The 19,619-nt window shown below is 63.6% G+C and carries 23 protein-coding genes and 1 riboswitch; of the genes, 6 read left to right on the forward strand and 17 right to left on the reverse strand.

Features of this window, described 5'->3' with window-relative positions; translation table 11 throughout:
* Positions 1-7: 7 nt before the first annotated feature.
* From ACYG9V_RS23330 to ACYG9V_RS23360, 7 genes are all read right to left on the reverse strand, one after another.
* Entirely contained in the window at positions 8-589 is a 582-nt protein-coding gene (locus tag ACYG9V_RS23330) for an NAD(P)H-dependent oxidoreductase (RefSeq protein WP_352765419.1), read from the reverse strand.
* Positions 589-1,170 (reverse strand): NAD(P)H-dependent oxidoreductase, encoded by a 582-nt coding sequence (locus ACYG9V_RS23335; RefSeq protein WP_352765421.1) that lies wholly within the window; start codon positions 1,168-1,170, stop codon positions 589-591. The genes ACYG9V_RS23330 and ACYG9V_RS23335 overlap by 1 nt, the downstream gene beginning before the upstream one ends.
* 283 nt (positions 1,171-1,453) lie before the next feature.
* Positions 1,454-2,857, reverse strand: a complete 1,404-nt coding sequence (locus tag ACYG9V_RS23340; protein ID WP_031249166.1) for an FAD-binding oxidoreductase — start codon at positions 2,855-2,857, stop codon at positions 1,454-1,456.
* On the reverse strand, positions 2,857-4,158 hold the full coding sequence (locus ACYG9V_RS23345) for a cytosine deaminase (protein ID WP_352765423.1): 1,302 nt from the start codon (positions 4,156-4,158) through the stop codon (positions 2,857-2,859). The genes ACYG9V_RS23340 and ACYG9V_RS23345 overlap by 1 nt, the downstream gene beginning before the upstream one ends.
* A gap of 198 nt (positions 4,159-4,356) precedes the next feature.
* Complete coding sequence (locus ACYG9V_RS23350) at positions 4,357-5,208, reverse strand: ABC transporter permease (RefSeq protein ID WP_023670772.1); 852 nt, start codon at positions 5,206-5,208, stop codon at positions 4,357-4,359.
* Positions 5,195-6,019 (reverse strand): ABC transporter ATP-binding protein, encoded by an 825-nt coding sequence (locus tag ACYG9V_RS23355; protein ID WP_352765425.1) that lies wholly within the window; start codon positions 6,017-6,019, stop codon positions 5,195-5,197. The genes ACYG9V_RS23350 and ACYG9V_RS23355 overlap by 14 nt, the downstream gene beginning before the upstream one ends.
* A gap of 2 nt (positions 6,020-6,021) precedes the next feature.
* A complete protein-coding gene (locus ACYG9V_RS23360) occupies positions 6,022-7,026 on the reverse strand; it encodes an ABC transporter substrate-binding protein (protein ID WP_023735898.1) in 1,005 nt (334 codons plus the stop codon).
* 254 nt (positions 7,027-7,280) lie between these two features.
* On the opposite strand from ACYG9V_RS23360, the gene ACYG9V_RS23365 reads away from it, so the two are divergent.
* Positions 7,281-7,664, forward strand: coding sequence for a RidA family protein (locus ACYG9V_RS23365; RefSeq protein ID WP_352765427.1), 384 nt, complete (start codon positions 7,281-7,283; stop codon positions 7,662-7,664).
* Between the two features lie 53 nt (positions 7,665-7,717).
* Positions 7,718-8,521, forward strand: coding sequence for a creatininase family protein (locus tag ACYG9V_RS23370; RefSeq protein ID WP_023670776.1), 804 nt, complete (start codon positions 7,718-7,720; stop codon positions 8,519-8,521).
* Positions 8,522-8,530: 9 nt separating this feature from the next.
* Here ACYG9V_RS23370 and ACYG9V_RS23375 read toward each other — a convergent pair whose 3' ends face one another.
* Positions 8,531-9,040, reverse strand: coding sequence for a tyrosine phosphatase family protein (locus ACYG9V_RS23375; RefSeq protein ID WP_023690280.1), 510 nt, complete (start codon positions 9,038-9,040; stop codon positions 8,531-8,533).
* A complete protein-coding gene (gene cobD / locus ACYG9V_RS23380) occupies positions 9,037-10,092 on the reverse strand; it encodes a threonine-phosphate decarboxylase CobD (RefSeq protein ID WP_352765429.1) in 1,056 nt (351 codons plus the stop codon). The genes ACYG9V_RS23375 and cobD overlap by 4 nt, the downstream gene beginning before the upstream one ends.
* Here cobD and cbiB point away from each other — a divergent pair.
* Positions 10,091-11,080: an adenosylcobinamide-phosphate synthase CbiB gene (gene cbiB, locus ACYG9V_RS23385; protein WP_352765430.1), complete on the forward strand. Its 990-nt coding sequence runs from the start codon at positions 10,091-10,093 to the stop codon at positions 11,078-11,080. The two genes, cobD and cbiB, sit on opposite strands and share 2 nt — an antisense overlap.
* Positions 11,081-11,094: 14 nt before the next feature.
* Here the strand turns inward: cbiB and ACYG9V_RS23390 are convergent, their stop codons facing one another.
* The 6 genes from ACYG9V_RS23390 to ACYG9V_RS23415 form a co-directional block, all read right to left on the reverse strand.
* Positions 11,095-11,409: a hypothetical protein gene (locus tag ACYG9V_RS23390; RefSeq protein WP_023670780.1), complete on the reverse strand. Its 315-nt coding sequence runs from the start codon at positions 11,407-11,409 to the stop codon at positions 11,095-11,097.
* 24 nt (positions 11,410-11,433) lie between these two features.
* The gene (gene cobO / locus ACYG9V_RS23395; RefSeq protein WP_352765432.1) at positions 11,434-12,048 is read right to left on the reverse strand and encodes a cob(I)yrinic acid a,c-diamide adenosyltransferase; all 615 of its coding nucleotides are present in this window, start codon (positions 12,046-12,048) and stop codon (positions 11,434-11,436) included.
* A 1-nt stretch (position 12,049) separates the two neighbouring features.
* A complete protein-coding gene (gene cobU / locus ACYG9V_RS23400) occupies positions 12,050-12,562 on the reverse strand; it encodes a bifunctional adenosylcobinamide kinase/adenosylcobinamide-phosphate guanylyltransferase (protein WP_023710812.1) in 513 nt (170 codons plus the stop codon).
* The gene (locus ACYG9V_RS23405; protein ID WP_352765434.1) at positions 12,555-13,358 is read right to left on the reverse strand and encodes a CbtA family protein; all 804 of its coding nucleotides are present in this window, start codon (positions 13,356-13,358) and stop codon (positions 12,555-12,557) included. The genes cobU and ACYG9V_RS23405 overlap by 8 nt, the downstream gene beginning before the upstream one ends.
* Positions 13,359-13,373: 15 nt before the next feature.
* Positions 13,374-13,553, reverse strand: coding sequence for a CbtB domain-containing protein (locus ACYG9V_RS23410; protein WP_023670784.1), 180 nt, complete (start codon positions 13,551-13,553; stop codon positions 13,374-13,376).
* A 36-nt stretch (positions 13,554-13,589) separates the two neighbouring features.
* A riboswitch (cobalamin riboswitch) is annotated at positions 13,590-13,784 on the reverse strand.
* Positions 13,785-13,851: 67 nt separating this feature from the next.
* A complete protein-coding gene (locus ACYG9V_RS23415; protein ID WP_031199063.1) occupies positions 13,852-14,544 on the reverse strand; it encodes a gamma-glutamylcyclotransferase in 693 nt (230 codons plus the stop codon).
* 134 nt (positions 14,545-14,678) lie between these two features.
* Here ACYG9V_RS23415 and ACYG9V_RS23420 point away from each other — a divergent pair, with 134 nt between their 5' ends.
* A complete protein-coding gene (locus ACYG9V_RS23420) occupies positions 14,679-15,854 on the forward strand; it encodes an aromatic ring-hydroxylating oxygenase subunit alpha (RefSeq protein ID WP_352765435.1) in 1,176 nt (391 codons plus the stop codon).
* A 7-nt stretch (positions 15,855-15,861) separates the two neighbouring features.
* Here the strand turns inward: ACYG9V_RS23420 and ACYG9V_RS23425 are convergent, their stop codons facing one another.
* Complete coding sequence (locus tag ACYG9V_RS23425; RefSeq protein WP_460222018.1) at positions 15,862-17,061, reverse strand: MFS transporter; 1,200 nt, start codon at positions 17,059-17,061, stop codon at positions 15,862-15,864.
* 233 nt (positions 17,062-17,294) lie between these two features.
* Between ACYG9V_RS23425 and ACYG9V_RS23430 the strand changes: the two genes are divergently transcribed.
* Positions 17,295-18,305 carry a DUF1624 domain-containing protein gene (locus ACYG9V_RS23430; RefSeq protein WP_023670788.1) on the forward strand — a complete coding sequence of 337 codons (1,011 nt, stop codon included), beginning with the start codon at positions 17,295-17,297 and terminating at the stop codon, positions 18,303-18,305.
* A complete protein-coding gene (locus ACYG9V_RS23435) occupies positions 18,302-18,808 on the forward strand; it encodes a methyltransferase family protein (protein ID WP_352765436.1) in 507 nt (168 codons plus the stop codon). Before ACYG9V_RS23430 ends, ACYG9V_RS23435 begins: the two co-directional genes overlap by 4 nt.
* Positions 18,809-19,108: 300 nt before the next feature.
* On the opposite strand, the gene ACYG9V_RS23440 is transcribed toward ACYG9V_RS23435, so the two are convergent.
* On the reverse strand, positions 19,109-19,495 hold the full coding sequence (locus ACYG9V_RS23440) for a MerR family transcriptional regulator (protein ID WP_006203215.1): 387 nt from the start codon (positions 19,493-19,495) through the stop codon (positions 19,109-19,111).
* Positions 19,496-19,619: the final 124 nt, after the last annotated feature.

The raw sequence follows: 19,619 nt of genomic DNA on the forward strand, positions 1-19,619 counted from the left end.
AAGAAGCTCAAAACCGCTCCAGCTTCGCCCGCACCTTCACCAGAAACGCCGCCCTCGTCCTTGGCGTCGAGGCGTCCATCAGGTAGTGCGCCAGGAAAAACGTCCGGCAGCGGCGGGCGCACAGCGCGCGCATACCGCGCAGCAAGGTCTTGCGGCCGGGCTGGCCGACGACGACGCTCCACCAGGTCGGCGCGCCGCAGGTGGTGATGACGCCGACCCTGGTGACATGTGTCATCAGCGACGTGATGCGCCCCTTGCCCAGCTTGAAGGCGACATCGGTCGCCCAGACCCGGTCGAGCCAGCCCTTCAGCATGGCCGGCAGCCCGTACCACCAGGTCGGATAGATGAACAGGATCGCCTCAGCCCAGGCGAGATGCTCGAAATGCGGTTTTAGGGCCGGATCCTCCGGCGCCCGCTCATTGTAGGCGCGTCGCTCTTCACAGCCCATCACCGGATCGAATTCCTCCGCATAGAGGTCGAGCAGCCGCACCTCCCAGCCGCGTGCCTTCAGCACATCGACGGCGGCATCTCTGATGGCGGCGCAAAAGCTTTCGGGCACCGGATGGCAATAGACCACCAGCACGCGCATCAGAATTCATCCATCCCGGCCGCGACCTTGGCCATGAAGGCTGCCCGCGTCTCGTCGGTCGACAGGTTCATCGAATAATGAGCGAGGTAGGACACCGAGGCGCCGGGCCTGATCGTCGCGCGCAGCATCCGCTTGACCAATCTGCGTGGCGGATCGCCCATCAGCATGGCGCGGAAGCGGCTGCCGCCATAGGTGGTGACGGCGGTCAGCTTGCGGATGTTGTGGAGCGACGGCTGCGCCTTGCCGTCGGCCAATTTGAACGACACGCCGGGCAGAAACACGCGATCGAAATAACCCTTCAGGATGGCCGGAAAACCGTAGTTCCAGACGGGATATGACAGCACCAGCGCCTCAGCCCGCAGCAAACGCTCGACATGGGGCGCGGCCGGGTCCGCAGGGCTGCGTTGGTTATGATAATCCAGCCTCTCCCCGCGCGTCAGCCTGGGGTCGAAATCCTCGGCATAGAGATCGCAATCGTCGACCTCATGGCCGGCGGTCGTCAGCCGCTCGACGATCGTGCGGTGCAGGCTGGCATTGAAGCTGGTCTCCACCGGGTGTGCGTAAAGGACGAGGACTTTCATGGGAAATTGCCGGGGTCGGCGCGAGGCACCCCCCTCTGCCCTGCCGGGCATCTCCCCCTCAAGGGGGGAGATCGGACTGCCGCATCGCTTTCACTAATTGTCAGCGTGTCAGATTGGCTGCGGCGTTCAGGCTGCCAATCTCCCCCCTTGCGGGGGGTGAGAAGTGGTCGGCGAAGCCGATGGGAAGCCAATTGCTTGGCTTTCCAAACGACGAACGCCCGAAGCGGCAGCGTAGGGCCTGTGCCGGCAGGACAGAGGGGGGTGCTCAAGCTCAAACCTCTGCTCATTCTGCTTTCTGCAAACCCTTGAACAAAAAAGTCCGGCCCGAGCGATAGTCGTAATCCGGATTTTCCCAGGCGATCATCTTGCCGGGATTGAGCAGGCCTTGCGGATCGGTCTCGCGCTTGAAGGCGAGCTGGATTTCATCCGTCTGCTTCATGCCGCCCTCTTCCAGCGTGTAGCGGTGCGGGTTGAAGATCGGGCAGCCATTCTCCTCATGCAGCCGGATGATTTCGTTGAGCCGCGCCTCGGTGGTGAATTTCACCAGCGGCAGGCCGAAGCAGGTGATGTTGCCGTCGAGGCGCACGAATTCGAGATGCGAAAAGACCTCGTTCGGAAACATCGCGTCCATCTTCTCCACCAGCGCCAGCTGGTTGGGAAACGGATAGAGCGATTGCAGATAGGTGATCGCGGGATCGACCCGCAGTGCCCTGAGCGTGGTGTGGTTCCACGCCAGTTCGAAGCCCGGCGGCAGGCCCTTTTTCTCTTCGTCCGTTGCCGTCGCCGCATTGAAGATGACTTCGCCGCCGGCGCGGCGGGTGAAGGCGAGGAACGCGTCTAGCCCATGCCGGGCAACCATGACGACGCAGATGCTTTGCCCGTCCCGGAAGAACTTCTGGTGGCGCTTGAAATAGAGCTGCGGCACGGGCGCGGCGATCGGCGTGATCAGCTTGGTCAGGATGCCGTCCTGGCGTGCCAGCGCATTGCCGTAGCGGGCTGCCGGCATGAAAGCGTCGAAGCCGACGATCACGTCGATCCATTCATAGGCTGCAGTCAGCGGCATCTCGACCTCGGTGATGATGCCGTTGGTGCCATAGGCGTGGGTGACTTTGTGCAAATCCTCGCCGGTGAGTTCGAGCGCCTTCGGTTCGGTTTCCATGGTGACGACGCGCAGCCGCAGCACATTGCCGAAATCACGCAGACCGCCGAAATTGATCGAGCCAACGCCGCCCGAGCCGCCGGCGATGAAGCCGCCGATCGAGGCGGTGTTGTAGGTCGACGGCGACAGCCGCAGTTCCTGCCCGGAATGCGCGCGCGTCGCTCTGTCGATGTCGGCGAGGATCGCGCCCGGCCCGGTGACGACGCGGCCCGGCGCTATGGCCTTGATCTCGTTCATCTCGGCAAGGTTCAAAACCACGCCGCCCGATAGCGGCATCGCCTGGCCGTAATTGCCGGTGCCGCTGCCGCGCGGCGTCACCGGAACGCCATGACGGTGGCAAGCGGCGAGCACACGGATCAGTTCGGCCTCGGTCTTCGGTGTCACGATCAGGTCGCCGGTGACGTGGTCGAGCTGCTGCTTCAGCACCGGGCTGTACCAGTAGAAGTCGCGGCTCTTCTGCTGGACGATGGCCGGATTGTCGTCGAGCTTTATCCCGTCGAGATCGCGTTTGAGCGCCGAAACATCCATCATTCCACCATCAGTTCGTCGAGCTCGGCATAATCGGGCAATTGCCTGTCGATCGCTCGGCCGTCGCGCACGACGATGCGATCCGATTCGGGCCGCGACAGCAATTCCGTCCAGCTCCGCCCTTTGAAGACGATGAAATCGGCGCTGCCACCGGCTGTCAGTGTCCCGACACCGTCGAGCCGCATCACCTTGGCCGGCGTCGCCGCCACCGTCTGCGGCCAGTCGCCGACCGGATGGTCGAAATGCAGGATGCGCGTCGCCATGCGGTAGACCTCCAGCATGTCGAGATCGCCATAGGCATAGAACGGATCGCGGGTGTTGTCGGAGGCGACCGCGACCGGGATGCCCCTCGCCTTCATCTCATGCAGCAGCGTCACGCCGCGCCAGCGTGGCGTGGTCTGGTCGGCACGCCGGTCCTGCAGATAGAGATTGCACATTGGCAGCGACACCACCGCCAGCCGCGCCTTGGCCACCTTGTCGAGTGTATCGAGCACGTCGAGGTCCGGCTGGCGCGCCAGCGAGCAGCAATGTCCCACCAGCATGTTGCCCTCAAAACCGTTCCACAGTGCCGCCTCGGCGATCTTCTTCAGCGATATCGCCGCGATGTCGTCGGTCTCGTCGGCGTGGAAATCGAGATCGAGCCCGTGCCTGTTCGCCTCGGCGAACACCTTGTCGAGAAGCTCTTCGAGATCCGGCACCATATAGGTGACGACGCCGAGCACGCCCTTGGCCGCAGCCACACGCTTGGCCAGCCTTTCGAACCACTTTCTGTCGCGCACGCCTTCGATGCCGAGCAGGCAGGCTGCCTGCAATTCGATGCGGCCGCGCCATTTCTCTCGCATCGCCTCGAACACCGGCCAGGAGATTTCCTCCTGTGGCGGCACGCTGTCGAGATGCGTGCGCAGCGCCTTGGTGCCGTGCGCGTAGGCCGAGCGCAAAGAGAAATCCATGCGCCGCGCCACGTCCTCGGCGCTCCAGCGCGCTGCACGGTCGGCGCCGGTGGCATTGAGCGCGCCCATGAAACTGCCGTCGGGATTGGGTTTGCGCGGCCAGATCTGGCCCTTGTCGATATGGGTGTGGCAGTCGACGAAGCACGGCAGGATGATGCGGCCGGCAAGGTCGATGGCGGTGGCTGGCGCTTTTGATTTCTTGTGCGCGGCGATGCTGGAGAGCTTACCGTCGGCGACGGCGATGTCGGCCAGCGCGAAACCGTCGGTGTCGTAAGTGGGGGCAAGACCTGATGTCAGCGACCGGTGAAGGCGGACGTTGGTGAGATGGTACGAGCCAGAGGTCGGTATCAAGGACCGCCCCCCTCTGCCCTGCCGGGCATCTCCCCCTCAAGGGGGGAGATTGGCAGCTTTTCCGACAGCACCCGTCTTCCAACGTCGATAATTGGCGAAATCCCGGATGACGTCCAATCTCCCCCCTTGAGGGGGAGATGGCCGGCAGGCCAGAGGGGGGTGTTTCGCGCCAGCATCTCAATCACGTCACCCAACCCCCTACCGCTCCTGCTTCAGCGCGCTCTCGTGCCAGCGGCGCAGGATGAGATGCGACACCAGCGACAGCACCAGGAAGATCAATATGCCGGTGAGCGAGATCAGGATCAGCGCCGCGAACAGCCTTGGCGCGTTGAGGCGGTAGCCGGCCTCGATGATGCGCGACGCCAGCCCCGACGACTGCCCCTGCGCGCCGGCGACGAACTCGGCCACCACGGCGCCGATCAGCGACAGGCCGCCGGCTATCTTCAAGCCTCCTAGAAAATACGGCATGGCCGCCGGCAGTCTGAGATAGCGCAATTGCTGCCAGCGCGTCGCGCCGTTGAGCTTGAACATGTCGCGCAGATTGCGGTCGACCGAATTGAGGCCGAGCGTGGTGTTGGACAGGATCGGGAAGAACGCGACGATCCAGGCGCAAAGCAAAAGCTTTACCGTCTGGTTGTCCACATAGATGTTGATGAGCGGGAAGACCGCCACGATCGGTGTTACCTGCAGCACGATGGCGAAGGGAAAGAACGACATCTCCACCCATTTCGATTGCGCAAACAGCACCGCCAGTCCGACGCCGCCGACGACCGCGAGCAGCAGGCTGAGAAAGGTTATGCGCAACGTGACCAGCAGCGCGGAGAACAGGAGCCCCGCATCGCTATAGAGCGTCCACAGCACCACGCCGGGGCGCGGCAGGATATATTGCGGGATCGCGTTCCACACGCAAATGCGGTCCCACAGCCAGATCGCCAGGATCATGATCGCCAAAGGCAAGACCCACCGGCCGATCCGCTCCAGCCGCTCCTGGCGTACGCGGCCCGCCTCTTCCGCGTCGAGCGTTGCGGCATTCTGGTCAATGGCCGTCATGGTGCGGTCCGGCTGATGTGTTGATGGCGTTGACCAGGATGTCCGAGGCCTGGCGGCAGAGCGCGGCATAGTCGGGCGAAATGCGGAAAACCTCGTCTCGCGGATAGGAGGCGTCGATGGCAAGCTCGGCATGGACGCGGCCCGGCCGCGCCGCCATGACGACGACGCGGTTGGACAGGAACACGCTTTCGAAGACGCTGTGGGTGACGAAGACGACGGTGAAGCGCTCGTCCTGCCACAGCTCCAGAAGGTCGTTGTTGAGCTTGAAGCGGGTGATCTCGTCGAGTGCGGCGAACGGCTCGTCCATCAGCAGAATGCGCGGCTTCGTCACCATCGCGCGTGCGATCGAGACGCGCATCTTCATCCCGCCGGAAAGCTCGCGCGGCACGGCGTTCTCGAAGCCGGTCAGGTGCACCCGCTCCAGCATCTCCGTCACCGCCGGCGCCGCCTTGGCGCGCGACACGCCTTTCAGCCTGAGCGGCAGCCAGACATTGTCGAATACATTGGCCCAGGGCAGCAGCGTCGGTTCTTGGAAGACGAAGCCGATATTGGCGCGGTCGATCGAACCGCCCCAGTCGAGCTGACCGGATGTCGGCGTCGACAGGCCCGCGATCAGCCTCAACGCCGTCGACTTGCCGCAGCCGGACGGCCCGAGAAGGCTGACAAAATCGCCCTCGCGGATGGCGAGATCGACGTCGCTCAATGCAGTCACGCCATTGGAAAACACCTTGCCGACATGGCGCAGCGTCAGCAGCATCGGGCCTTCACCCGATGCCGTCATGGGCGCCTGCGCCATCTTTTCCAGCTTCACGACTACTTCTTCAGCTCGATCCCGACACCTTTGTTGATGAAGGCCAGCGTGTAGGCCTTCTTGATATCGATGCCCTCGGGCGTGACCTTGGCCTTGACCATCTTGTCATAGAAGCTCTTGATCCGGTCTTCGTTCATGGCGCCGATGCCGAGCTTTTCGGTGTCGCCGGAATCGGCCAGGCCGAACTTCTTCATCTGCTCGATCGAGAAGGCAATCTGCTCGTCGCTCATGTCGGGATTGTCTTTCTTGATCATCTCGTTGGCGGCCTTGTTGTCGCCGTAGAGGTAGTTGTACCAGCCCTTGGCCGAGCCATCGACGAAGCACTGGACCACCTCCGGCCGCTTGTCGATCGTGTCCTGCATCACCTCGATCGTCGTCGAATAGGTGTCCCAGCCATAGTCGGCGAGCAGGAACTGGTTGGGCACGAAGCCGCCTTCCTTCTTGACCGCAAAAGGCTCCGAGGTGACGTAACCCTGCTGGATCGACTTCTTGTTGGCCAGGAATGGAGCGGTGTTGTAGGTGTAGGGCACGCGCTTGGCGGCATCGAAACCGAGTTCGATGACCATCCACTGGAAGAAGGTCTGGACGCCCTCGTCGCCGAGAATGTACTGGTCGGCGTTCTTCAAATCCTCCCACTTGTCCAGCTCCTGCCCCGGGTGGGACATGATGACTTGAGGGTCCTTCTGGAAATCGGCGGCGACGACGCGCATCGGGATGCCCTGCTGGACGGCGTCGAAGGCCGACAGCAGATTGCCGCCCATGTAGAAATCGAGCTTGCCGGCCAGCAGCAGCGGCCGCCCGCTGACCTGCGGACCTCCCTGCGAAATCGTCACGTCGAGGCCACATGCAGCGTAGGTGCCGTCGGCGACGGCCTGGTAGTAGCCGCCATGCTCGGGCTCGGCCAGCCAGTTGGTGCCGAAGGTGACCTTCTCGTTTGCTGCCGCGCCGAACGTGCCGGCTCCAAGCAGCGCGACCGCAAGCGCTGAAATCTTCTGTTTTCCGTACATCGACACCACCCTTTGTTGGCTCCGGAGCGTCACGCGCCGGGCTCGACACCATTGATCCAAGAAGCAAGACACATGCCACCGCCCGGGCCGCCTGCTTGCGCGGCAGTCACTGCCAACACCGGACGGGTCATGCTGTGCGGGAGGCATCGTGCCTATTTTTTGGACGCCTGTCCACAATCGCCCTTGTGCCATGCACCACATCTTGAACGTACTATCGGTCACGTCTTAGGCTGGTTCGCAGACAGGAGATTGCCATGTTCAGATACCTCGCGCCGAAGTCGATCAAGCCGCCTTTCGCCCGCTACAGCCACGGCGTCGAGGTGCCGCCAGGCAAGCGGCTGGTTCTGTGCTCCGGCCAGGTCGCCATCACGGCGGACGACCAGATCCCCGAGGATGCCGGCGCGCAGGCCGAGCTCTGCTTTCAAAACATAGCGGCGATTCTGGCTGAAGCCGGGCTGGGGCTAGGCGACATCGCGCGCATAAACGCCTACGTCACCGACCGCGCCTTTCTGCGGCCCTATATGGACGTCCGCGACCGCTTGTTTGCCAGCCCCGCGCCCGCCTCGACGCTGATGATCGTGTCAGGCTTTGCGCGGCCGGAGTTCAAGGTCGAGGTCGAGGCGATTGCGGCTGGGTGATCGACAGGCGACGTTTGGCGCGCTAGGTCTCCCTCACAGTCAAGAGGCATGACATGACCGTTGCAAACAGACGCGTTTGGTGGGGCGACTACCGGACTACCGAATACGCCGCGATCGATCCGGAGGCGACGATTGCCGTGCTGCCGGTGGCGGCGATCGAGCAGCACGGCCCGCATCTGCCTGTATCAACCGATACCTCGATCATGAACGGCATGCTGGAGACGGTCATCGCCCGCCTGCCCGGCGATCTCGACATCCGCATCCTGCCGGTCCAAACGGTCGGCAAGTCGAACGAGCATCTGCAGGCGCCGGGCACGCTCACCCTGCCGGCGGCCACCCTGGTCGATGCCTGGACCGAGCTTGGCCTGTCCGTTGCCCGCGCAGGCGTAAGGAAACTGATCGTCGTCAACTCGCATGGCGGCAATGAAGAGATCATGGGCATCGTCACGCGCGAGCTGCGCGTGCGTGAGAGGATGCTGGCGGTGAAGACCAGCTGGCAGCGCTTCGGCCGCCCCGCCGGCATGTACACCGAGCTGGAAGACCGCCATGGCATCCATGGAGGCGACGTCGAGACCTCGCTGATGCTGCATTTTCGCCCGGAGTTAGTCGACATGGCCAAGGCCGACAATTTCGCCTCCAAGGTCGCCCGCGCCGAAACCGAATTTGCGCTGCTGCGCCACACCGGAACGCACGCTTTCGCCTGGATCGCTGGGGATCTCAACCCCAACGGCGTGGTCGGCGATGCCAGCATTGCCACGGCCGAGAAAGGCCGACTGACGGCGGAGCATCAGGCCGACGGCTTCATCACCCTGTTGAAGGATGTGCGCAAGGCGAAGCTTGCCGACTGGCTGGCATAGCGGGCCGCCTTAGCCGTCGATCTTCAACACGAAAGGCGTACCCTCAAAAGCATCGGCGCCGCGTCCGATCGCCTCGATCGCTTCGATCATGCGGCCTTGTCGTGAGAGAAGAGCATCCGCGACGGCGATCAACCGTGGATTGGGTGTCGCCGAGGGCGAAAGCTTCCGCAATGTCTGCGCAAGTTCGACTTCGTCACGCTTCGGGGCGAGCGCCGCCGCAATGATATAGGCCGAGGCGGTCGAGCGGCTGATGCCGGCATAGCAATGGACGACCATGGGTTTGGCGCGGTCCCATTTCCGGGCGAAATCGAGCAGATTGCGCACATGGCCTTCGCCGGGCATGGTCATGCCGTCCTGCGCCACCGCGATGTCGTGCATGACCAGATGCAGGTGGTTTTCCCTCGCGATTGAGGCCGGCCGCGTCACCTCGGTGCCGGCAGCGAGCAGCGACAGCACGCGCTCGGCGCCGCTTTTGGCCACCGTCTCCTCAAGCTTTGCCAGCGAACAGATATGGATCATGGCGCGATCTCCTTCGACCCATCGTCGCGCCGTGCGTGCCAGTCGGCAAGCGCCGATTCGAGCCGCTGCCATTCCTCCTGACTTCCAGGCAGCCCCGCGCGGAGCACCTGGGGACGCTCGGAAAAATGCCTGAGCAATATGCCGCGCTCACCGAGCGTCGAAAACAGCCCCGGTGCATCGGCAAGCCGGAGATAGCGAAACAGCGTCGTGCCGCCGGCGACAGCAACGCCAAAGCGCGAAAGCAGCGCATCGAGCCGCTCCGCATCCTGCGCCAGCCGCCGCCGCATGCCGGCCTGCCAGCCGCTGTCGGCAAGCGCGCGGATGCCGTATTCGAGCGCTGGGCCGGCGACCGCCCAAGGGCCGAATTGCGTTTCAAGCCTTTCGACCGTCGCTGCACCGGAAAGTGCGAAGCCGAGCCGCAGGCCGGCGAGCCCGAAGAACTTGCCAAACGAGCGCAGCACGACGATGCCGCCCGGCCCGACATCGCCGGCCAGGCTTTCCGCGTGCGGGCCGACATCCATGAAGGCTTCGTCGACGACCAGCAGACCGCCTATGGCGCGCAATGTCTCGGCAAGCCGAAGCAGCCTTTCCCGCGACACGACTCGCCCGTCGGGATTGTTGGGATTGACGACGATGGCAATTTCGGCTCCGGCAAGCGCCTCGAAATCGTCGACCTCCGCCACCGCATGGCCGGCAATCGCGGCGGCCCTGGCATGCTCGGCATAGGTCGGCCCGAGCACCAGCGCCTTGCCGGGGCTGACCAGCGAGGCGACGCGCGGCAGCAGGATCTGCGTGCCCGGGGCGACCGCCACATTCTCGGCCGAAGGCGCGCCATAGGCGCCGGCCGCGACCCTGGCCAGCTCACGCAGGCGCGCGGCCTCCGGCAATCGTGACAGGGCGGTGGCGGGCAGCTCGAAAAGCGGGTAGGAGTGCGGATTGATACCTGTCGAGAGATCGACGAAAGGTTGTGGCGCGTGAGGGAAGAGCGCCCTCGCCCGGCCAAGGGATCCACCGTGATCCACCACAGTAATCGCTCCATCAGAAAGCTTCATGTCGATCCTGATCGCTTTCCTGTCGCTCGCCATCGAACGCATCCTGGGTTACCCGGACTGGCTGTTCCGTGCCGTCGGCCATCCCGTCACCTGGTTCGGCAGGCTGATAGCCTTTCTCGACCTCAGGCTCAACCGCGACACTGATCCCGACGCGCTGCGTCGCCGCCGCGGCGTGCAGGCGCTGCTGGTGATCGTGCTGGTACCGGCGGCAATCGCCTTCATCGTGCAAATCCTGCTCTGGCAGCTCTTTCCTGCCGGCATGATCATCACGGCAATCCTGGCCTCGTCGCTGCTGTCGCAAAAGAGCCTTACCGAACATGTCGAGGCGGTGGCCGATTCGCTGGATACCGGCGGGCTGGCGCTCGGCCGCATTGCGGTTGCGCGCATCGTCGGCCGCGATCCAGAGAAGCTCGACCATGCCGGCGTCAGCCGCGCCGCGATCGAAAGCCTGGCCGAGAATTTTTCCGACGGTATCGTCGCGCCCGCCTTCTGGACCGGCGTTTGCGGGCTGGCCGGCGGCGTCGCCTACAAGGCCGCCAACACCGCCGATTCGATGATCGGTCACCGCACCCCGCGTCATGAAGCCTTCGGCCGGGCAGCCGCACTTTTCGACGACTGGATCAACCTGCCGGCCTCGCGGCTGACCGGCCTGCTGATCGTGCTGGCGGCCTTCGTCGTCAAGGATGCCGACCCCCGCAATGCGTGGCAGGCCATGCGTCGCGACGCCAGAAAGCACCGTTCACCCAATGCCGGCTGGCCGGAGGCGGCGATGGCTGGCGCGCTCGGCTTGGCGCTCGCCGGCCCGCGCAGCTATGGCGGCGTCATCGTCGAGGACGCCTATATGGGCGAAGGCGGCCGCCGCGAGGCCGACAGCACCGACATCCGGCGGGCGCTGAAACTTTACCAGATAGCAGACTATCTGCTGATCGCGCTGTTTGGATTGCTCTCCGCGGTCGTCATCTACCTGGATGTTTTGATCTCGCAGTAGATGCGCCGCCTGACTCACCAAGAGACACGGACTTCCTTGGCGTTTGAATCCACCGCCGCGCCAAATCTTTTGATCGCGTAACCGCCGGCGGCCACTGCCGAGGATTTCAGCACAGGCTCAATCACAAGGAAAAGCTTCTCGGCGTCTGGCCCGTACAGATAGAGGGTGCATTTGCCCTCGCCAAACTCGTCGCCATCAAATTCGCCGACATGCGCATTCGAAACAGCTTGTTCCAACCGATCCTCCAGAACTTGGACCGATTGCCGCTCTTCCGGCGCCCCGAACTGACCGCCGCTCAGAAGAAGATAGACAATTACCGCTTGTTCCAACGGTCATCTCCCGAAGTTAGACCCTCAAAACTCAATTCCCTGCTGCGCCTTAACGCCTGCGGAAAAATGGTGTTTGGTCACGCCCATCTCGGTGACGAGGTCGGCCGCCTCGACCAGCGCCGGCTTGGCATTGCGGCCGGTGACGACGACATGCAGGCCTTCGCGCCGCGCCTTCAGCGCCGCGACCACCTTGTCGAGATCGAGATAGTCGTAGCGCAGCGCAATGTTGAGCTCATCGAGGACGACAAGGCTGACAGAGGGGTCGGCGATCAGTTCCAGCGCCTTGGCCCAGGCGGCTTCGGCCGCCTTAATGTCGCGCTTCAGATCCTGCGTCTCCCAGGTGAAACCCTCGCCCATCGTGTGCCAGACGACGCGGTCGCCAAACGCCGCGAAGGCATCCTTCTCGCCGGTGTGCCATTTGCCCTTGATGAACTGGACGATTCCGACGCGCTTGCCATAGCCGAGCATGCGCAGCGCCAGCCCGAAGGCAGCCGTGGTCTTGCCCTTGCCGGGTCCGGTGTTGACGATCAGCAGCCCCTTCTCGACCGTCTTTTCCGCGACCTCGGCGTCCTGCACCGCCTTGCGCTTGGCCATCTTGGCGCGATGGCGCTCTTCGTCTTTTGTGTCGATATCGGTCATCTCATTTCACCTTGAGCGGCAGCCCCGCCACCATCAGAAGCACCATATCAGCTACGACCGCGATCTGCTGGTTGAGCCGGCCGGCGGCATCGCGGAACCGGCGTGCCAGCGCATTGTCGGGCACGATGCCTTGTCCGACTTCGTTGGAGACCACGAACCACGGTCCGCGCGGCCGCGAAAGCACATCGGCCAGCCGCCGGCACTCCCCCTCCAGATCATGATCGGCCAGCATATGATTGGTCAGCCACAGCGTCAGGCAGTCGACAAGCACCGGCTGGTTGTCCGGCAATGCCTCGAGCGCACCGGCAAGATCAAGCGGGGCGTCGATGGTCGCCCACCCCTCGCCACGGCGCGAGCGGTGCTGCGCGATGCGCTCGCGCATTTCGCCGTCATAGGCTAGCGCGGTGGCGATATAAGCCCATGGCGGCAGCAACGCCGTCGCCAAAGTTTCGGCATGCGCGCTCTTGCCGGAGCGCGCACCGCCGATGATGAAGGTCAAACTGCGATCAGGCAAAGCTGTCGCGCAGGCTGGTCGCGGTGCCGGTGAAGCGCGCGCGCACTACACCGACAACTGCGCCGAGCACCAGCCAGAACACCAGATTGGTCAGCGTCACCGCCACCACGAACTGATGATGCAGGCCCTCCGGGATCGGCGTTACGAAACTGTCAGGCTGCGGCGCGCCGACAATATGCGGGGCGACGATCAGGACGACGGCGAGCACGGTCAGGGGCGCCGACGTGCGGAAGGTGATAAGGGCAAGACCGATCGCCGTTGTCATCACCGTTGCCCACCACCAGATCTGGCGCTGCATGAGATCGGCCGCCGGCATTGCCGGCAGTTCCGGCGGCAGGCCGAGGCCCGGCGCCAGCGTGAACACGGCAAAGCCGGCCAAGCCCCAGAACACGCCCTGGCGCCAGCTGCCGATGCCGCCGGCGAACTCGGAAACCGCCACCAGGACCAGCGCGAAGCCGATGCCGGTGACGATATTGGCGACGACACTGAAGGCGAAACGCTCGAAGCCGTCGGCCGGCGCCCAGCCTTCGTCCTCCGCCGGCGCGGCTGCTTCAGCCGGTGCTGCGCTGCTCACCGCATTTTCCGCCGGCGCGGCGGTGCTCATGGCATCGGTGTCCGCAGCGTTGGCGGCGGGCGCCGCGGCATGCTGATGCTCATGGCCGCCACCAGCCTTTTCGTAGACCTCCGCCTTGAGGATCAGCGGCACGGTGGCGTAGGCCTGCATGCAGGCGAGAGCGACACCCGCCACGAGCCCTGCGATCGCCGCGATGAACACGACGTTGCGAAACAGGTTCATGATGTCAGATCCTCGTCAGTGGCAGGGAAACGCCATCGAATGGCGATAGTCGTGCGCCGCATTGTGGACCGCATCGATATGCGAGAAACCGACAACGCCGACGACGAAAATGCCCAGAAACGCGCTAAGCACGAGCTGCATGAAGCGCGACTGCGAGGAGACGGATGCGCCGAGGGAGACGGAAGCGGTATTCATATCTTGTCCTTTCGCCCTCCACCCGAGGGCATCGAAGTCAGTTCCCTGTCGCCGGCAGGTCTCCTGGCTCGCGGATCAGCGCCCTTCCCCACCTTCCCGAGGAAAAATCCTCAGTGGCTTGGAGAGGACTACCGCACACAGTTGCGGGGGCAGCCACGGCATTGGGCAACAAGTCAGCCCTCACCGCATTCCCTCTTGGTCCCTAACGGAACCGACGACATGCATGACTATAGGCTGAAACGGCCGCATCCGGCAAACCAAATTCCGCCGGCCAACAGCGCGAATGCGCCATGCGGCGTTACGGGTTCAACGCGGTGATCCGCTCGGCAACCAGCCGCTGCAGCCGCCACAGATGGCGATCGTGAATGCCGCGCTCTTCAAGGTTTTTCACCGTGTTGTAGAGATAGTCGGCGCCCGATCCCCAGTGCCCGCAGGACGTGGCCAGCCTTTCGACGATCTTGCCTTCGTCGAGCGGGCCGGAATAGGTCAGGCCGTTGCGGTTGATCACGAAGGCCAATGCCCTGAGCGGTCCGGCCTCGCTTGCAAGCTTCAGCATGCGCGGCCGGTAGCTTGTCGGCTTCAGCGTGACTTCGCGCCGGAAAAGCCGGCCCAACTGCTCGCGCCGGTTATTGTCGGTCAGCCGAAAGGCGACGCCCTTGCATTGTCCGCCACGGTCCAGCGCCATCATCAGGCCGGGGCTGACCTTGGTGCCGCGCCAGCGCGTCATGTTCATGCAAAAGGACCGATGCCAGCCGCGCGCCAGCGCAACGCGGTCCTCGACATAATCTATTTCCGGTTTCCAGATCAGCGATCCATAGCCGAACAGCCATAGCGGTTCGCTATCCGGGAGTTCGACCTGCAATTCATCCAGAAGCGCGTCATAGTCGGCTTCATCGAGATGCATCGCGTCCGGATCAGGCCCGGGGTCCCTGATCTCGCGCCAGCAGCGCGCGACCAGCTCCGGCGTAAGCGACATCTGTCGTGCGGCCACGTCCGAATCCCCCCAATTCCGAATGTCCCATGTCCACGACATGATTATGCGCCGCGCCTGCAACCGGCAATGCGGCACTCTGATTGACAAACGATTTGCCGGGGTGTCGGCTGACGCTTCATAGGAAGCCAGCCATGCATCCCAACCCGAGCGAGCGCGACCCCTATAACGGCCTGAGCCGGGCCGAACCGACGCTACCGTCATCGGCCTATTGGGATAGCGAGGCTTACCAGCGCGATCTCGAGGCCATCTGGTACAAAAGCTGGCTGCTCGTCTGCCGCGAGGCCGATCTTGCCCAGCCTTTGGCATTCAGGACATTCCGCGTCGGCACGCAGGAAATCGTCGTGCTGCGCGACGACACCGGCGAGTTGCGCGCCTTCCACAACACCTGCCGGCATCGCGGCTCGCAGCTTTGCCAGGAAAGCGAGGGCCGGCTGAAAGCGCGGCTCATCACTTGCCCCTACCATGCCTGGTCCTACTCGCTGCGCGGCGATCTCGTGCGCGTTCCCTCGAAATCGCTGCCAGATGGTTTCGACAAGGCAGATCATCCGCTCTACCGGGTGGCGCTGTCGGTGTGGCGCGGCTTTGTCTTTGTGAACCTTCAGCAGGCGACGGCCGGCTCCGCCGAGACCTCCTTCGATCCCGCATCCGGCGACCTCGCCAACTGGCCGCTGGAAACGCTGGTATCAGGCCATGTCCTGCGCAAGGTGATGAACTGCAACTGGAAAATCTTCTGGGAGAACTTCAACGAGTGCCTGCATTGCCCAGGCGTCCACAAGGACCTGTCTCGGCTGGTGCCGATATACGGCCGCGGCCTGATGAGCCGGCACGACGACCCCGACTGGGTCCGCCATGCCGACAATGACGCACCGGAGTTTTCGGGTGGCCTGCGCGCCGGCGCCGAGACCTGGTCGCGCGACGGACATGCCCATGGCCCGGTCTTCCCGGGCCTGACGCCAGCCGAGCGTGCGGCCGGACAGACCTATGCCACCAGCCTGCCCTCGATGTTCATCGTCGGCCATGTCGATTATGTCAGGACGGTGCGACTGATGCCGCTCGGTCCCGAACAGACCGAACTCACCGCCGAATGGCTGTTCGCGCCCGAGGCGCTGGCTGAGACGGACATCGACAATGTCGTCGCCTTCGGCACCCAGGTGCTGGAGGAGGATGCCGCGATCTGCGAGATCAACCAGAAAGGCCTGCGCTCCATGCGTCACGCGGCCGGCGTGCTGATGCCGGAGGAGTACGATCTGCACCGCTTCCACAAATGGGTGCGCGAGCGGCATGCAGCGCTTGAGGCAACCGCCTGATCGGCGACTAAAGCGACTTCGGCAGATAGCGCCAGGTGATAAAGCCGCAAACAGCGGCCAGAATGCCCAGCGTCACGAACACCGAGCCGAGGCCGAAAAACGCCAGCACCACCGAATAGACCAGCGGCGGCGTCAGCTCGGAAAAGTCGAGATAGGTGCGGTAGACCGCGGCCATCTGCGCCCGCTCATAGGACCGCACCGAGCGCATGAAGGCGGTCGAGCCCAGTGCATCGAGCGCGATGGTGAAGAAGGCGCCGCAGAGCAGGAAAAAGCCCGTAAGCAGCGGCGCGGTAGTGCCGACCGCGCCCGCCGCAAGCAGCGTCGCCGACATCGCGAAATAGGCGAAGGTCATGGTGCGCCGGCCGCCGAAGCGTTTTCCCGCTTTGCCCCAGAAGATCGCCATGAACAACAGCGCATTGCCGGCCGAAACCAGCAGGCCGCCGGCAAGCTTGCCCTCGCCGGTAATCACCATGAACAGCGGCCCGTAGACGAAGAACGTCGTCCAGAAGCAGGAGCGGCCGAAGGCGATCAGCCAGGCCAGCCTGAGCCTGGGTTGTGCTACGAAGCGGCCGATATTGGCCAGCGGATTGGCCGGCCGTGTCTTGCCCGGCCGGATCGACCGGTTGTCGCCCAGCCTGTAGGTCCAGAACAGCGCCAGCAAGGCCAACGCAAACACCGCGACCGCGCCATGCGCGGCATAGATGCCGTAGCGTGTGTAGAGGAAGATGCCGAGTGTCGGCCCGCCGGTCCAGGCCAGCATCGACCACGCCATGCGCAGCAATTCGGCCTGCATGAAATCGGTCTTGCGGATGTGGTCCATGATGTAGAGGTTGAGCGTGATCGACAGGGCGCTCGCCCCCATGACGCGGCACAGCATGCCTGTCAGTTGCCCGGCAAGCGTGTGGGTGACGAAGAACAGAGAGCCTATCGCCAGCAGGCAGGCGCCGGCGGTATAGACCCAGCGCCGGGCAAACCTGCGGATCAACATCGGCATGAACAAGGTCATCGACAGGCCGAGCAGCGCCACGATGGTGTACAGGATCGAGACGATCTGCTCGTTGTGCAGAATCTCATAAGCCTGGATCGGGATGACGCTCGATACCGTGGCGCGGGCGAAGGATTCGACCGCATAGAGCGAGGCAAAGGTGCGGGCATCCGCCGGACGCAGGGCCGGAAGCCAGATCGGATGGCGCACATGGGTGGACATTTGATCCCCAAATCAGACTCGCGGCGTCAAATCTGCGCTGGCGCTTCCTCCGCCGGTAACAGGAAACCGACCCCTTCCCGGCAAAAAGCGAATTCGGCCAAAGGCTTTCCGGCTCTGGCCTAAAGCGCCGCCCGATGCAGCCGCACGGCGCGACCCGGAGCGTAGAGGGCGGCCTTCTTTTGTCCGGTGCAACCGTGATAGTCGTCTTTGGGGCTGAATCAGATCGCGAGACCATGAGCATCCATACCGCACCCCCTGGAGATCAACTGAAGCGAGATCAACCGAAGCGCATCGTCGCCATCGATGTCGTACGCGGCATCGCGCTGATCGCCATGGCGAGCTACCACTTCACCTGGGATCTCGAAAATTTCCACTACACCGATCCCGGCCTCACCGCCGTCGGCTGGTGGAAGATCTATGCGCGCTGCATCGCCTCGACCTTCCTGTTCCTGGTCGGCGTCAGCCTGTTTCTCGCGCATGGCAGGCAGATCCGCTGGACCGGCTTCTGGAAACGCTTTGCCATGGTCGCCGTCGCGGCCGCCGCTATATCGGCGGTCACGTACTTCATCACGCCGGACAGCTTCATCTTCTTCGGCATCCTGCACGAGATCGCGCTGGCCAGCCTGCTCGGCCTTTTGTTCTTGCGGCTGCCGTCCTTGCTGACGCTTTTCGTGGCAGCTTTGGTGATCGCAGTCCCCCTCTATCTCCGATCCGAAGCCTTCGATCATCCGGCGCTGTGGTGGGTCGGCCTGTCGGCGATCAACCCGCGCTCCAACGATTACGTGCCGCTGTTTCCCTGGTTCGGCGCCGTACTTCTCGGCATCGCCGCGGCAAAGTTTGCGTCCACCACCGGCCTGCTGGCGCGGCTGGCCACGCTGGGATCAGGAAGCTGGACCAGGCCGCTCACCTTCATCGGCCGCCACAGCCTGGCTTTCTACCTGATCCACCAGCCGCTGCTGTTCGGGTGCGTCTGGCTGTTCTCGCAGATCGCGCCGGCGCCCGTCGAAACAAGGGAAGTGATCTTCCTCAAGGAATGCCAGGTATCTTGCGAACAGCAGCGCGACACGGAGTTCTGCACCAGCTATTGTGTGTGCATGCTGGACACGCTGCAAAGCGAAGCGGCATTCGACCGGCTCTACAATGGCGACCAGACCCCGGAGTTCAAAGCGCATCTCGGTGAACTCGCCGGCATCTGCACCGCCAGGACGGAGGAGAGCCCGATGACGCAGGGAGGGCAACAATGACCGACAAGCTCACAAAACCCGGGCTGGCAAAACCCGATCTATCGAGACCACGGCTGATCCCGTGGCCGCCACTGATCTACATCGCCGCCATCGCCATCAGCATCGTGCTCGGCCTGTTCTATCCCCTGCCCTGGATCGGCGACCTCTTGGGCGACCTTTTGTTTGCCGCCGGCTTTGTGGTGCTGTTTGCCGTCGCAGCCCTCTGGTTCACCGCTATCCGCGCCATGATCCGGGCCAAAACGACGATGAACCCCAATGGCTTGCCGGAGCATCTGGTGACGTCTGGCCCGTTCGGCGTGACGCGCAACCCGATGTATCTGGCCAACACGCTGCTTTTGATCGGCGTCGCCTTCGTCTCGGGGATCGTATGGTTCCTGCCGCTGGCTTTGATCGCGGCATTTGCAACGCAGAAGGTCGCCATCGAGAGCGAGGAGAAGGTGCTGTTCGCCAAATTCGGCAAGAAGTACCGCGACTATGCGAAGCGGGTCAGGCGCTGGATCTGAGGCGGCGTGGCAGGGGTGTATACCTTGGCGATTAGCTGGCGCATCCGTTTCTTCGTCATCCACGGGCGGAGCAAGGAGCGTAGCGACGCAGCACAGACCCGAGGATCCATGCCGCGACTCCAGAGCGTTGCTATGGTCCAGAATTCGCTACCGCTGCACTCCACGACCGATGTCACGGAATGGATTCTAGGGTCTCCGCGACGGAGCTTCGCTCCTGCTTCGCCCTAGAATGACGAAGTGTGGAAGGCCTCCGCTAATCGCGAACGTTTGCGACGGGCGCGCAAACGCTCGACGGTCCGCTCAGGTATTAACCCCCAGCTCCACCAGCCGCTCGACGCAAGACTCCTCAGCCTGGTCGAGCTCCGCCAGCGTCTCCTCGAGATCGCGGCGCTTCTGCCTGAGATCCTCGCGCTTTTCCTCGATGCGCTTGATCATCAGCTTGAGTTGACCGACCTCGCCGGGCGGTTCCTTATACATCTGGATGATTTCGCGGATCTCGTTGATCGAGAAGCCGAGCCGTTTCCCGCGCATGATCTGGCGGATCAGATGCCGGTCAGATGGGCGAAACAGCCTTGTGCGGCCCCGCCGGACCGGTTGCACCAGCCCCTCATCCTCGTAGAAGCGCAGCGTCCGCGTCGACACGTCGAATTCGCGGGTCAGTTCGGTGATCGAATAATATTCCCGCATCTTTGCTCCAAATGTCGGAACATCGGAAAACGCCCGGTCGCCCGGGATTTCCAACGCATTCCGATCAACCCCGTTCCAAGCCGGACTCGGCATGAAACCCCGCGCAAGCCTCGCACCACATTTA

Source organism: Mesorhizobium sp. W016 (assembly GCF_054719485.1).